At 59.8% G+C, this 13,496-nt stretch carries 12 protein-coding genes; 6 read left to right on the forward strand and 6 right to left on the reverse strand.

Features of this window, described 5'->3' with window-relative positions; genetic code table 11:
• Nucleotides 1–41 precede the first annotated feature (41 nt).
• Together PVE98_RS22365 and PVE98_RS22370 are read left to right on the forward strand one after the other, a co-directional pair.
• On the forward strand, nt 42–665 hold the full coding sequence (locus tag PVE98_RS22365) for a substrate-binding domain-containing protein (protein WP_227741460.1): 624 nt from the start codon (nt 42–44) through the stop codon (nt 663–665).
• A gap of 214 nt (nt 666–879) precedes the next feature.
• The gene (locus PVE98_RS22370) at nt 880–2,154 is read left to right on the forward strand and encodes an amino acid permease (protein WP_200879048.1); all 1,275 of its coding nucleotides are present in this window, start codon (nt 880–882) and stop codon (nt 2,152–2,154) included.
• A gap of 38 nt (nt 2,155–2,192) precedes the next feature.
• Here PVE98_RS22370 and PVE98_RS22375 read toward each other — a convergent pair whose 3' ends face one another.
• A complete protein-coding gene (locus PVE98_RS22375) occupies nt 2,193–3,746 on the reverse strand; it encodes a sensor domain-containing diguanylate cyclase (RefSeq protein WP_333620539.1) in 1,554 nt (517 codons plus the stop codon).
• Nucleotides 3,747–4,017: 271 nt separating this feature from the next.
• On the opposite strand from PVE98_RS22375, the gene PVE98_RS22380 reads away from it, so the two are divergent.
• Entirely contained in the window at nt 4,018–4,383 is a 366-nt protein-coding gene (locus tag PVE98_RS22380; RefSeq protein ID WP_033755676.1) for a hypothetical protein, read from the forward strand.
• Nucleotides 4,384–4,432: 49 nt separating this feature from the next.
• Nucleotides 4,433–6,487: a pyrroloquinoline quinone-dependent dehydrogenase gene (locus PVE98_RS22385; protein ID WP_369799195.1), complete on the forward strand. Its 2,055-nt coding sequence runs from the start codon at nt 4,433–4,435 to the stop codon at nt 6,485–6,487.
• Between the two features lie 78 nt (nt 6,488–6,565).
• On the opposite strand, the gene PVE98_RS22390 is transcribed toward PVE98_RS22385, so the two are convergent.
• The 3 genes from PVE98_RS22390 to budA are packed head-to-tail and all read right to left on the reverse strand — an operon-like array spanning nt 6,566 to nt 9,839.
• Nucleotides 6,566–7,339 (reverse strand): (S)-acetoin forming diacetyl reductase, encoded by a 774-nt coding sequence (locus PVE98_RS22390; RefSeq protein ID WP_033755672.1) that lies wholly within the window; start codon nt 7,337–7,339, stop codon nt 6,566–6,568.
• A 23-nt stretch (nt 7,340–7,362) separates the two neighbouring features.
• Complete coding sequence (gene alsS, locus PVE98_RS22395) at nt 7,363–9,042, reverse strand: acetolactate synthase AlsS (protein WP_033755671.1); 1,680 nt, start codon at nt 9,040–9,042, stop codon at nt 7,363–7,365.
• A gap of 14 nt (nt 9,043–9,056) precedes the next feature.
• On the reverse strand, nt 9,057–9,839 hold the full coding sequence (budA, locus tag PVE98_RS22400; protein ID WP_033755670.1) for an acetolactate decarboxylase: 783 nt from the start codon (nt 9,837–9,839) through the stop codon (nt 9,057–9,059).
• A gap of 104 nt (nt 9,840–9,943) precedes the next feature.
• Between budA and PVE98_RS22405 the strand changes: the two genes are divergently transcribed.
• Nucleotides 9,944–10,867 (forward strand): LysR family transcriptional regulator, encoded by a 924-nt coding sequence (locus tag PVE98_RS22405; protein ID WP_033755669.1) that lies wholly within the window; start codon nt 9,944–9,946, stop codon nt 10,865–10,867.
• 3 nt (nt 10,868–10,870) lie between these two features.
• Here the strand turns inward: PVE98_RS22405 and PVE98_RS22410 are convergent, their stop codons facing one another.
• The gene (locus PVE98_RS22410) at nt 10,871–11,734 is read right to left on the reverse strand and encodes an SDR family oxidoreductase (protein ID WP_033755667.1); all 864 of its coding nucleotides are present in this window, start codon (nt 11,732–11,734) and stop codon (nt 10,871–10,873) included.
• Nucleotides 11,735–11,842: 108 nt separating this feature from the next.
• Here PVE98_RS22410 and PVE98_RS22415 point away from each other — a divergent pair, with 108 nt between their 5' ends.
• Nucleotides 11,843–12,718, forward strand: coding sequence for a LysR family transcriptional regulator (locus tag PVE98_RS22415; RefSeq protein WP_033755664.1), 876 nt, complete (start codon nt 11,843–11,845; stop codon nt 12,716–12,718).
• A gap of 37 nt (nt 12,719–12,755) precedes the next feature.
• Here PVE98_RS22415 and PVE98_RS22420 read toward each other — a convergent pair whose 3' ends face one another.
• Nucleotides 12,756–13,400 (reverse strand): carboxymuconolactone decarboxylase family protein, encoded by a 645-nt coding sequence (locus PVE98_RS22420; protein ID WP_227741458.1) that lies wholly within the window; start codon nt 13,398–13,400, stop codon nt 12,756–12,758.
• Nucleotides 13,401–13,496: the final 96 nt, after the last annotated feature.

Consider the following 13,496-nt stretch of genomic DNA (forward strand, 5'->3'; position numbering starts at 1 on the left):
TTCAAAAACACCATCATACACTAAATCAGTAAGTTGGCAGCATCACCGAGCTTCCCTATGTCACGATTGCGCCCGTGCTATATGAATTCTCTATGACCTTTCCTGAGGTCGATATCCATATCAAAGAGCCTTTTCGCGGCGATGTGGAGGCGATGGTGAAAAATGGCGAAGTCGATCTGGGCATCGCGCTGTCTCACCCCGTTGAGAGCGAGAAAATTCAGTTTAGGCAGCTGGGGAAAGTGGTCATGGTGCATGTCGTCAGCGCCGCGCATCCGCTGGAGCAGCGCATCCCCGTCTCCTTTGCCGATTTGCACAGCTGGCGGCACATCACCTTTGGTTCCCAGGAGACAAGGATCGCCACCACCGAATACTTAGGCAGTCCCATGCTCTGGCGGGTGGAAAGCTACAGCGCGATGCTGGAGGCGGCGCTGGCCGGTCTCGGATGGGCGTCGCTTCCTCGCGAGTTCGTCGATCGCGAATTGCGCGCAGGGACCTTGATCGAGCTACGGCAGCAGGAGTACCCCCATACCGACTGGATCGTCGGCATTGATCTGCTCTGGTCTAAACAGGCGCCCGCCGGCAAAGCGCAACGCTGGCTGCGCGACCGTCTGGTGAAACATAAAATTTTTGAGCAGGACAGGGCGGGGAACCGAACCACGCTATAACGGTTAAAAATAGTTATCCAGACGTAAACGCCCAGGTTTTTTTCACCGAAATCATTTGGCCTGCTCGCTTTTTTACCAGACAATCTGCCGCCTTGTTATGTGTCTGGTCTGGCGCGGATGTCCGGTCTCCTTCGCTCTGTTCAGTCTGGCCAGACAAAGAGTGATCAATCCTGTTGCGCCGGCATCTGAACAACCAGTAATTCAAAGTGTAAAAATGACTATTCAAGCAAGTACGGAAAACGCAGTAGCAAACAGACCATCCTGGTCGCTGAAAGATACCATCTGGATGATGGGGGTATATGGCACCACGGTGGGCGCCGGCACGCTATTTTTGCCGGTGGAGGTGGGAACGCGCGGGCCGCTGGTGTTTTTTATGATGCTGCTGCTGGGCCTGCCGCTGTCGCTGATACCGCACGTGCTGATCTGCCGCATCTTTATGCGCGACCATCAGGCGGAAAACGCCGCTCTTCCGCTCTTCGGTAAATTCTTCGGCCCAAAAGGGCGTCAGGGCATTAAGATCTTTTTCTGCGTAGCCCATTTTCCCGTCACGCTGGTGTACGTCGTCTCGCTGGTCAATGCGTTAGACAACTATGTTACCGCCCACCTGCATGTCGCCGCGCTGAACCGCGCCGTGCTGGCTTTTATCGCGGTGTCGTTACTCTATCTGGTGTTAAGCAAAGGCCGCGACCGCGTGGTCACCACCATGAGCACGCTGGCGATCCCCTTTGCCGTCTCTCTGCTGTTGATTGCCATGATGCAGATCCCGTCGTGGCATCTCTCCAACCTGATTCAGGCGCTGCGAGAGACCACGGCCGCACCTGCTGGCGAGTCGCTGAAGGCGCTCTGGCTGGCGCTTCCGCTTATCACTTTCTCATTCTGTTCCGCGCCGATGATGTCGCCGCTCTCCTCCTGGTACCAGGAAAAGGGGAAGGGCGGCGAGCAGAAAGCCGTACGCGTGGTCCGTCTGGCTTACTGCGCCATCTTTTTCAGCATCATCTTTTTTGTGCTGAGCTGTGTGCTGAGCATGCCGCGCGAGGTGTTTATCGCAGCCAGGACGCAGAACCTGAACGTGCTCGCGGTGATGGAAGGGAACAGTGGCGCAGGTCTGCTGTTTATCGTTGCGCCCTTTATTGCGATGGTGGCGATGACCAAATCGTTTCTGGGGGTTTGTCTGCCGGTCGCCGAAACTTTCGCTACGCTGATCGGCGACGCCGCCGGGCTGAAAGATCAATCCGGCCGCAAGCGAGCCAAAGCGGTGGCCTTTGCGCTGATGTTTGCGGTGTCGCTTGCGGTGGCCTACTGGAACCCGGACGTGATTGCGCTGATTGAAACCGTCTGCGGGCCGCTGATCGCGATCTTCCTGTTCGTGATCCCCGCCTGGCTGGTGTACACCCGAAGCGAGCTGCAGACGCTGCGAGGCGGCATGTCGCTTATCGTCATCGTCGGCGGCCTGCTCACCGTGTCGGCGCTGATGTACGGCATGCTTTAAACCGCGCCCCCCGGAGAAACGGGGGCGCGGTCGGGCGGTCAGACCTGACCGCTCGCCTGATTCCGGCCGTTGCGCTTGGCTCTGTAAAGCGCGCGGTCGGCCTCTTTTTTCAGCTGTTCAGCCTCTGCCGGTTTGCCTTCAGAGACCAGCGAACTGTAGCCGGCGCTGATGGTCACGATACCGAGCGAGACTTCGGTACTCTCATGCGCGATGCCCATCTCCATCACGCTCCTGACGGCGCGCTCGGCCACTATCTTCGCCTCGGACTCGTCGGTGTTCGGCATAATAATCGCGAACTCTTCGCCGCCGTAGCGCGCGACCACATCGCCGTGAAAATGAACGCTCTCTTTCAGCGCGTGGGCGACATCCTGCAGACACTCGTCGCCGGCCACATGTCCGTACGTATCGTTAAAGCGTTTAAAGCAGTCGATATCGATCATCACCAGCGCGATCGGGTCGCCGGTTTTCAGCGATTTAAGTAACCCCTGCTCAAGCAGCGCATCAAACTGCCTTCGGTTGGCCAGGCCGGTTAAGCCGTCGACCAGCGCCAGCGACTGCAGCGTGTGATTGATGTTGGTCAGCTCATCGCGCACGTAGGTTAATTCAATCTGATTTCTGACGTTGGCGCCCACCTGGCGCAGCAGCATGATGCCCATGCCGGTAATAGCGCAGAGCAGAGCCAGGTTAAGCAGCAGGTTAACCAAATTCCCCGCCAGCCATTCCCGACGAATGCTGTCGCGGTCGTAGCCCGCCGTGACGATCAACGGATAGCGCTCCAGCCGGGTGTAGCCAAACACGCGCACCACGCCGTCCAGCGTAGAGCGCCAGGTGGCGTTGCCGCTTGAGGCGGCCTTAAGCTCCGTTTTAAACAGCGGGCTGGACGCCAGCGTCCGGCCGATAAAGGCGTCAGGGAACGGGCGAATATATAAGACGGAGGAATCCGCCAGGATCAGCCCCAGGGTGTCTTTATTGCCCAGGGCGAAATAGCTGTAATACTGACGGAAATAGTCAACCCGCACGGTGGCCAGCGCGACGCCGGCAAAATGGCCCTGGCTGTCGTTCAGGCGAACGGAAACCGGGATCACCAAATCGCCGGTTGAGCGGCTGCGGATGACCCGGCTGATAAGCAAATTCGTATCGTTATGGGTCCGATGCCAGATGAAATAGGCGCGATCGGCATTACTGGCGTTCGTCGGAACAAAATTGCCGGAGGAGGCGATCCAGTGCCCCTCGGTGTCGTAAATGAAGAGCCCGTGCAGCTGCGGTAGCTTAGCCTGCTGCTCTTTTAGCTGGTGCAGGAAAGCCGGCGTCGCGGCGTACTCATTGCCCCGCTGCCGGAGCTGCCGGACCGCATCCGCCAGGGTGATATCTACCTGCAGAAACGCATCTTCCGCCTGCTTCGCCAGCGAAACCGACAGGTTGCGGGCGTCGTCGTTTTTTTCGCCCACCGTCTGCTGCCATGAGTTCCATAACGACCAGGCGTCGATGGCGATAACGAAGAGGCTGGTGAGCAACAAAAACACGGCCATGCTTTTGCCGAGAGAGGTTTTTAACAGGGCGACGCCGGAAGCGCCTGATTGAGTTTTTCGCATAGTTAAGGGGGATATCAGCGCATGCGGCAAAGGTCAGTAACGCATAATACATTAATTATGCTCAGGTCATAATGGTTAGCCGCATGCATTCTGAGCGCGCGCAGGTGCATGAGTCGCCTTTCAAAAAACGAATAAGTCATTCTCGCCTATACTTCACCGCGTTTGCTGGAATGTTCAGTCGCGCTCAGGTTTGCCGTTCGCGCGGCGGCGTATTCAGGCATAACGAGACGCATGATTTTTATCATTTTATTCTTACAGGGGATTTGCTGCTATGTTGCATTCTCAACCTTCACGCGCCGGCACGCTGCTGCTCCTGCTGGCGGCCGCGATCGGCTTCGCGCTGGCGCTCTACGCCTGGCTGACGCCTCTGACTGGCGTCACCGGCACCATCGGCGCGCTCGGCGTGGCGATCGCCAGCGTAGTTCTGGCTTTGCTGACGCTGATTTTGCGCGCCGCGTCAGGGCGCGGCGCACGCATTTTCTGGGGCATCGTGACGCTGATTGTGCTGGTGGGTATCGGCTTTGCCGCCTTACTGCTCCATCAGGGGATCATTACCGCCGCCATGGTACTCGGTCTGGCTGGTCTGATCCTTCTCGGCCGCCGTCCCGCCCGTCACACCACACCCGCCAGAGCCTGAGGAATTGCCCGTGCATAGCGATAAACAAAAGCAGCTGATGAAAGTCAGCATGACGGCGCTCGCGCTGCTGATGACGCCACTCACATTACAGGCCGAGGATAAGGCCGCCGAAGCTTCTCAGGGAACGCAGGAGAAGCTTAATGTGGATGCCGCCGATCAGCAGTCGCCTGGCACCACGAACACCACTAAAGAAGCCTCTTCCGAACAGGATGGCAAAAAGGTCGCGTCCGCCGCTAATACGGCGTCGCCGCTGGTGCCGGAAAAAGCGACCTGGGACAGCTTCCACGGCCAGCTTAACGCCCAGAAGTACAGCCCTCTCAAGCAGATCACGGCCGATAACGTCAGCAAGCTGGAAAAAGTATGGGAATTTCATACCGGCGACGTCTCCGACGGCAAAGGCAAAACGCCTGCCACCGTCTGGTCGGCCACGCCGGTGTTCGCCAACGATACGATTTACATCGGCACGCCTTTTTACCGGCTGATTGCGCTCGATCCCGGCACCGGGAAAGAAAAGTGGCATTACGATACGAAAGCGCCGCGCGAAGCGCTGACTCAGCCGGTCCTGAAGAACCGCGGCGTCTCTTACTGGCAGGCGAAAAACCCGGTTGCCGGGCAGGCCTGCCAGAAGATCGTTTATATGGGCACCGTTGACGGCAAACTCTATGCGCTGGATGCCGACTCCGGCAAACCATGCGAAAAATTTGCCGATAAGGGCGTGCTGAACGTCGAGCAGTGGAACACCCTGAATGCGAAATTTCCGCTGTCGCTGCTGCAGCCGCCCACCGTGGTCGGCAACCATCTGATCGTCGGCTGGGCGGGTAAAGACTGGGCCTATGCCGAAGCGCCTCCGGGTACCGTCTTCTCCATCAATGCCGAAACCGGTCAGCGCGAGTGGACCTTTGACGCCATTCCCGCCGACATCAGAAAGCGCACCGGCACCGCCAACGTCTGGACCCATATGTCCGCCGACGAGGCTAACGGGCTAGTCTATCTGCCGGTCTCTTCGCCTTCGCCTAACTACTGGGGCGGCAACCGCGTCGACGCCATTCCGCTCGGCACCTCAACCACCGCGCTTGATGTGAACACCGGCAAAGTCGTCTGGTCGCGCCAGTGGGTGCATCATGACGTCTGGGATTACGACATCAACTCCGCGCCGACGCTGATGGACATCACGGTCAACGGCAAACCGATCCCGGCGCTTATCCAGGCCACTAAACAGGGCTTCCTGTTCGTCGTGAACCGCCTGACCGGCGAAGATGTCTGGCCGATCGAGGAGCGTCCGGTTCCGCAGGGCGACGGCTCCGTTCAGGGCGAGAAACTTTCGCCTACTCAGCCGTTCCCGACCAAACCGGCGCCTTTGCTCGATCAGTCTAAAAAACCGGAAATCTGGAAGCTGGCCGATATCGTCGGCGCCGGGCAGTGCTCGCGTCTCTGGGATAAGCTGACCTATGAAGGCATGTATACGCCGCCAACCACCAAAGGCGAGGGGGCATTAACCTATCCTGACAGCGCCGGCGGCGTGCAGTGGGGCGGTGTCGCCTTCGATCCGCAGAATCAGATTGCGGTGGTGAACACCTCGCACATCGTGCAGTACGTCAAGCTCTACAGCCGTGAAGAGTACAATAAGGCGGATAAAGACTCCGGTAATGAGAGCGGATTCGCGCCGCAGGAGGGCGCGCCTTACGGGATGCGCCTGAACGTGGCGAATAACTGGCTCGGCATGCCGTGCTGGCAGCCGCCGTTTGGCGAGATCGTGGCGCTGGATATGCACACCGGCGACGTGAAATGGCGACGTCCGGTTGGCGCGTCTCAGCAGTACGGGTTCTTTATGCCGGAAAGCTGGGGCTCGCCCACTATCGGCGGCCCGGCGGTCACCGCAGGCGGCGTCATCTTTATCGGCGCCTCGATGGACGCGAAAGTCCGCGCTTACTCGCTGGCGAGCGGAGAGGAGCTTTGGTCCGATCAGGTTGAAGCGCCAGCCGTGGCAAACCCCTCGGTGTATGAATACAAAGGACGCCAGTATGTCGCCTTTGTCGCCGGCGGCAACACCATACTGAAAGATCAGGTCGGCGACCAGGTCGTGGTCTACGCGCTGCCTAAATAACCCTGCTGATAAGTTCTGAATCGAGAGCAAAGCGATTTGCTCTCGTTCAGAACGTAAAGAAGGCAGGCGACGCGGACGTTAGTTAAACACCATACCGCCGTCGATTAATAAGGACTGCCCGGTCATATAGTCGGAGTCGGGACCCGCCAGGAAAGAGACGCAGGCGGCGACATCTTCCGGCTCGGACAGTCTCCCCAGCGTAATGCGTTTAGCAAATTCCCGCGTGCCGTATCCCGCCGGCTCTCCCGCCGCCTCCGATATCTGCTTGTCGATCGCTTCCCACATCGGCGTTTTTACAATGCCGGGACAGAACGCGTTGACCGTAATGCCCGCAGCAGCCAAATCTTTAGCCGCCGTTTGCGTCAGCCCGCGCACCGCGAACTTGCTGGAGCTATACACGGCCAGCTCTGGGTTGCCGACGTGGCCCGCCTGAGAACAGGCGTTGATAATTTTCCCGCCGTGGCTTTCCGCGGCGAAGGCCTGGATTGCCGCCTGCATGCCCCAGATAACGCCCTTCACGTTGACGTTATACACCTTATCGATCACCTCTTCGGTGATATCGGCGATCGGCGTAGAGGGCGCGACGCCGGCATTGTTCACAATGACGTCGAAGCCGCCCAGCGCGCGTCTCGCCTCCTCGACCGCCGCAAAGACGCGATCGCGCCGGGCGACATCGACCTGCAGCGCAACCGCCTTGCCGCCGGCGCGGGTAATCGTCCCCGCAACCTGCTGCGCGGTGTCGGCATTATAATCGGCGACCGCCACGGCAAAGCCGTCTTTCGCCAGGCGTAATGCGATCGCCGCGCCGATGCCCTGACCGGCGCCGGTAACAAAAGCCACTTTATTTTTCATAACGCTATCCTTTTAAGGTTAGATCAGAGCAGCTGGCTGAGATGAAGCTGTCCCATCAGCAGCGGGTTGTCGCTGTAGTCGACGGGAAGGGCAACCACAGCCGGCCCGTTCACATCCATCGCTTTGCGCAGCGTCGGCTCCAGCTCTGCCGCGCTGTTTACCGCAAACCCGGCCGCGCCGAAGGCTTCGGCATAGGCTTTAAAGTCGACCGGGCCGAAGTTGACGCCGGAGAGGCGCTGGTACTTTTTCTCCTCCTGGATGGCGACCATGTTGTAGGCGTTATCGACCCAGATAATGTGCAGAATGTTGGCCTTCAGCCTGACGGCGGTTTCCAGCTCCATGCTCGACTGCAAAAATCCGCCGTCGCCTGAGACCGACACCACTTTGCGCGACGGATCCACCAGCCAGGCGCCGATAGCCCACGGCAGCGCGACGCCCATCGTCTGCTGCCCGTTGGAAATCATGATTTGACGCGCGCGGAAGCTGTAAAGATAACGGGCGATCCAGATATGAAAGCTGCCCATGTCGACGGTCAGGCTGACGTCGTTGTTGATGATGTCCTGCATGGCGCGCACGATGCGCAGCGGATGCAGCGCGAACTGATCCAGGCTGGCGCCCTGCATCGCCAGCAGCTGCCGTTGCTGGCGGCGATCCTCCAGCACGGCGGCGGCCGCCTCGCTGAGCTGCAGCGGCGAGGCGATGCGCGCGGCGATTTTACGCACGGTCTGGGCGATATCACCCACCAGCTCGGCGTCAGGCAGGTAGAGATTGTCAGCCTCCGCCGGCAGCACATCGATATGCACCAGCATCGCTTTTCCGCTGTTCCACATCGCGGGCTCATACTCAACCGGGCTGTAGCCGATGGTGATGATCAAATCGGCCTGCTGCAGCAGACGATCGCCCGCCTGGTTGTTAAACAGGCCGATACGTCCGGCGAAGCGCGAAAAGTGCTCCTGACGCACCGCGCCGGCCGCCTGATAGGTGCTGGTGACGGGAATGCGGCTTTTGCTCAGCAGCTCGTGGATCGCCTCGCTGTTCTCTGGCTGGCTCGCCATCAGGCCCAGCAGGATCACCGGATTTTTGGCCCGGGCGATTTCGCGGCTGACCGCCTCGACCAGCGAATCGGGCGCGGCGCCCAGCGTGACGCGTCCCTTGTGCTGCAGCGGCGTGCCTGACACCGGCTGGTCGACGATATCCTGCGGCAGGCTGATAAAGGCGCCGCCGCCGCGGCCGTTCTCAGCATGGCGAAAAGCGTTGGACACGCATTCGGCCAGCGCAGAGGCGTCGGTAACCTCGACGGCGAATTTCGTCACCGGACGAAACATCGACACGGTATCCATGCTCTGATGAACCTGCTTGGCGCTGTCGGAACGCTTTACCGCGCCGCCAATCGCCACCACCGGATCGCCTTCGCTGGTGGCGGTAGCCATGCCGGTCACGAGGTTCGAGCAGCCCGGCCCCGAGGTGACCAGCGCCACGCCGGCGCTGCCGGTCAGCCTGCCGACCGCGGCCGCCATAAAGGCGGCATTCGCCTCATGCCTCACCGGGATCAGCTGAATAGGGGAATCCACCAGTGAATCGAACACCTTGTCGATTTTGGCGCCGGGAATGCCGAACACATGGTTGACGCCCTGCGCTTCAAGCTGCGCCACCACGAGATCGGCGCCGCTGTTCCAGAGCACGTTGGTTTTTAGCGTTTTCATCATCACCTCAGTTGTTAGCTTTCGACAGCCCGAATGGCTTCATCCAGATCCTGCGGGTTCAGATCCGCCTGCAGAAAATCGCGGTCCTGCGGCAGATCGATCACCAGCTGGCTGATGGCGCCGAACGTCAGCTCTCCTCTCTCCAGCACATAATCGAGGATGTGGCCGCCGCCCTGGCGATCGCCGGTAATAAAGTGCTCGTGGTAGCCTGCGACGTTGATGCCCTGCATATACTGCGGCGTGCGGAAGCCAATCAGTTCGCCCTCCGCCTCGCGAAAGTCGAAGGTGGGCTGATTGCCGAGCACTTCAGGCATGGTGCGATAGGGACGACACTGGCAGGGCACGGTGCGCGTCTGTACGGCATGAAAGCGGCCACTGATGCGCAGCGCGCAGAACTGGTTATCTGAGGTGATTTTGCTGTCGATAACGCGGTGCACATCGTCACGCGTGGCGGTTTCAGCGAAGCGGTGCTGGTATTCAGGTTTGAAAAATGTCATTACCGCAAAAGGCGTTTTCTGATCGGGCCTGGCAGGACGGGCGCTGCCGTCGGAGCGGAGCTGATACACCTCGCTGTCAAAAGCGATCAGCTCGCCGTCGAGCTGATTAAAAGTGCCCAGACCAAAATCGCCTTTGCGCAGCAGATCCGCAACCGTGGTCGATCCGTCGTAAACCCCGTTAAGAAGCGCGCTCATCAGCGAGGTCTGATAGATAACTTTTTCTGGTGATTTTTCCGCAAGTTTGCCAAGGGTTTCCTTGAGCTGATCCTCACATGAACAATCAGATACAATATTACACATATGGTGCCTCACAAACCCATAGTTAAGCCGTGTTAATATCATGTTGGGCCAGTTGGCTCGCAGAATCCAATAGCGAAACCTGTTAACTTTGAGACGTTTTTGATATGGAACTTCGGCATCTACGTTATTTCGTTGCTGTGGCCGAGACGCTGCACTTTACCCGCGCAGCGGAAATGCTGGGCATTTCTCAGCCGCCGCTAAGTCAGCAAATCCAGCGTCTGGAACATGAGATTGGCACGCCGTTGCTGAAGCGCTTAACGCGTGGGGTCGAGCTGACCGAGGCGGGCAGCGCGTTTCTGCCTGATGCAATACAGATTGTGCAACAGGCCGATAATGCGCTGGAGAAGGCGCGCGGCGTGGCGCGAGGCATCAGCGGGCAGATGTCGCTGGGCTTCGCCAGTTCGGTGGCGTTTGGTCAGCCGGTATTCGATTTGATCCGGCGTTTCAAGGCGCGCTATCCCGCCATCACCCTGACCACGCGGGAGGAGAACATGGCGCTGCTGATGCAGGATTTACAGGAAGGACTGCTCGACGCGGCGTTTATTCGCCTGCCCTGCGAAAGCAGCAAAGCCTTTAATCTGAAGGTGATCGCCACCGAGAGAATGCTCGTCGCCTTGCCCGCTGGCCACGCGCTTGGCCATCAGCGAAGCGTGGCGCTGTCGCAGCTGGCGGACGAAACGCTGATTATCTTCCCGCGCGACGTCTCCCCAAGCCTGTATGAACTTATCGTCAGCACCTGTCTGCGCGCGGGCTTTTCCACGGCGCGATTTCAGCAGGCGCCGCAGATCGCCTCCTCTCTCGGCATGGTGGGCGCCAACTGCGGCATCGCGCTGGTGCCGGCCTCTATGTGCTGCGTCAATAACCCGCAGATTGTGTTTTGCGAGATCGAGAACAACACGCTTTATACGGATATCGCCTTTGCCTGGCGACGCAGCAGCACGGCCAGAACGGTATCGCACCTGCTCAGGCTGATTAACGATGCTGAGCAGGCCGCGTCGGGCGAGCCCTCTCCGCCCGACGGCGAGTGATCTTCAGCCCGCCAGCGCCGCCGCGAAGTCGCGGTACGAATGCAGCGGACGGCCCAGCAGCGCCACCAGCCGCTCACGATCGCCAGTCTGCGGGATCATGCCGTCGCTGACGTAGCGCTCGGCCATCAGACGCATTTCATAGGCCATCCATCTCGGCATAAATCCCGCCATGTTCGCTTCAAACGCGGCAGGATCGTCGCCGCCGTAGTTAACCGGTCGCCCGAGCGCCTCAGCCCATACCGCAGCGGCCTGAGGTCCGGTAAGGGTATCGGGTCCGACGATATTGATGGTTTCGACCGGCAGTTTGCCGGGAGCCCGGTCGCGTCGTATCAGTTCGATAGCGGCCACCTCGGCAATATCGCGCACATCGACCATCGCCAGCCCGACGTTTCCGATCGGCATCGGATAAACGCCGTGGTTGAAGATGACCTCTTTAACCATCGCGTCGTTATCGATGTAATAGGTCGGCCGCAGGATGGTGGCGCTAAAATTCATCGCCGCGAGCATCTGCTCCGCGCCGTACTTAACGGCAAAATGGGGAACGTTTACCGCTTTATCCGCCTCGAACACCGAAAGATAGACGATCCGTTCAACGCCGCATTCGCGGGCGACGTTCAGGGTAATGATGGCCTGCGTAAACTCATCGGCCGTGACGGCGTTCAGCAGGAAAAGCGTGCTAACGCCTGAGAAGGCGGCGCGCAGGGCGTCGAGATCGAGCAGCTCGCCTTTAACCGCCTCGACGCCTGGCCCAAAGCCGGCAGCGTCAGGGTTACGCGTCAGTACGCGAACAGCAGCGCCGCGGCTGATAAGCTGGGCGACGACATGGCGGCCGACACGGCCGGTGGCGCCGGTAACAAGAATAGTCATGATGTTTACTCCGTGATGTCAGGTGGGTGTAAACAGAGATTAGGGTGTTTTGTTTAATGGCGGAAGACGCTATTCTCGAGACTCTTTGTTCCATAAATGAGACAGCGTATGGATCTTAACGCCTTAACAGATTTTCACCTTATCGCCGCCTCGGGCGGGTTCGGCGCCGCCAGCCGCGCCAGCGGGCGTTCAAAGGCAACACTGTCGCGGCGGCTGGCCGATCTTGAAGAAACGCTTGGCGTCCGCCTTATTGAGCGCGGCAACCGTCGGCTTGAAATTACCGAGGCAGGTAAACTTCTGCTGGCCAGAACGGCCGGGGCCATGCGCGAAATCAGCGAAGCTGTCGTTATGACGCAGGAGGGCGCGACCCGTCCCAGAGGATGCCTGCGTATTGCAGCACCGCTGCTGTTTTCACAGGTGGCGCTGGGCCAGCTCACAGCCCGATTCCGCACGCGTTATCCCGACGTCCGGATTGAGTCCGTGGCAGAGGACAGGCTCAGCAATCTGGTTGAGGAGCACTTCGACGTGGCAATTCGCATTAATCCCCCACCGGACAGCGCGCTGGTGGGCAGATGCTTTGCCAGAGACAAGCTCATGCTGGTCGCCGCTCCCGGGTTTGAGATGCCGCTCAGCGATGGCGGCCGCCCGCTCCCGGTTGCTGCGGTCGTAATGCCCACGCACCGGGAAGGCGAAATCTGGTCGCTGGATAACGGGCGACGCTGCCTGGTCCCGCAGCCGGTGGCGCAGTTCTCTTCCCTGCTGGCCGTGCGTGACGCCGTAACGGCAGGCGCCGGCGCGGCGATGCTGCCCCAGTCGATTGTCAGTAATCTGCTGGAAAAAGGCGCGTTGATCGCATGGGGAGAGGCTAACGAGACGACAGAGCTGTGGGTGCTGCACACCTCTCGCCGCCTGCAGAGCCCAAAAGTCAGCGCCTTCGTGGCATTCATCTGCGAGCAATATCCCGGCGGCTGGTTTACAGCCTGAACCCGCGGGTTTAACCGGCGGGTTCAGGTGCATGCCGTTATTGTGCGCTGCCCGACTCCAGCGCACGCTGCAGCCGTTGCGCCGTGTTTTGCTCGCCCCGGCTCTCAAACAGCGGCACCAGTTCGGCCAGCTGCGCATCCGTCAGCCCTACGTTCCGGCTGATATTCAGGTGCGCTTTTAGCTGGGACTCCACGCCGGTCATGGCTGCCAGCGCGCCTACGGTCGCCAGCTCCCGGCGTTTCCAGTCGAGGTTGTCGCGGCTGAAAATATCGCCGAAAAGATGAACCTTCAGATAGCTATCAATGGCTGGCGCGAAATCGAAAAGCGCGCCTTTGACCGGGCCGCCAGCGAGCGTGGTCTGGTTCTGCGTGCCGACCGCCAGCATCTCTTCAGGCTTCGACAGCGGCCCTGGCGTGTTGCCCTCCGCATCGTTTTTACCCTGCTCACGACGCGCCTCAACGACTTTCATCAGCTCAGCCAGCGCATTCAGGCTACGGGGAAAACCGGCGTAGGCGTAAAGCTGGACCAGGATCTCACGACAGTCGCTGATGGTGAGACCGGCATCCAGCCCCTGGTGCAGCGCAGCGTTCAGTGCGGGTATGTCGCCCGTCGCAGCGCTGGCGGCAATCGCCACCGTCTGCTTCTGCGGCGCGGTAAGAGGATGTTGCTGCTGGGTCAGCATGGTTCTGTTCCTTATCGAAGTGGGACTGGAAGCTTCTTCGGCAGCGCCGCTGGAGCAAAACAGCGCGACGCAGAGCGCCAGCAGGCTCCCCATGCG

It is taken from the genome of Pantoea sp. GABEPS69 (genome assembly GCF_045780835.1).
In the GTDB taxonomy this organism is placed as follows: domain Bacteria; phylum Pseudomonadota; class Gammaproteobacteria; order Enterobacterales; family Enterobacteriaceae; genus Pantoea; species Pantoea septica.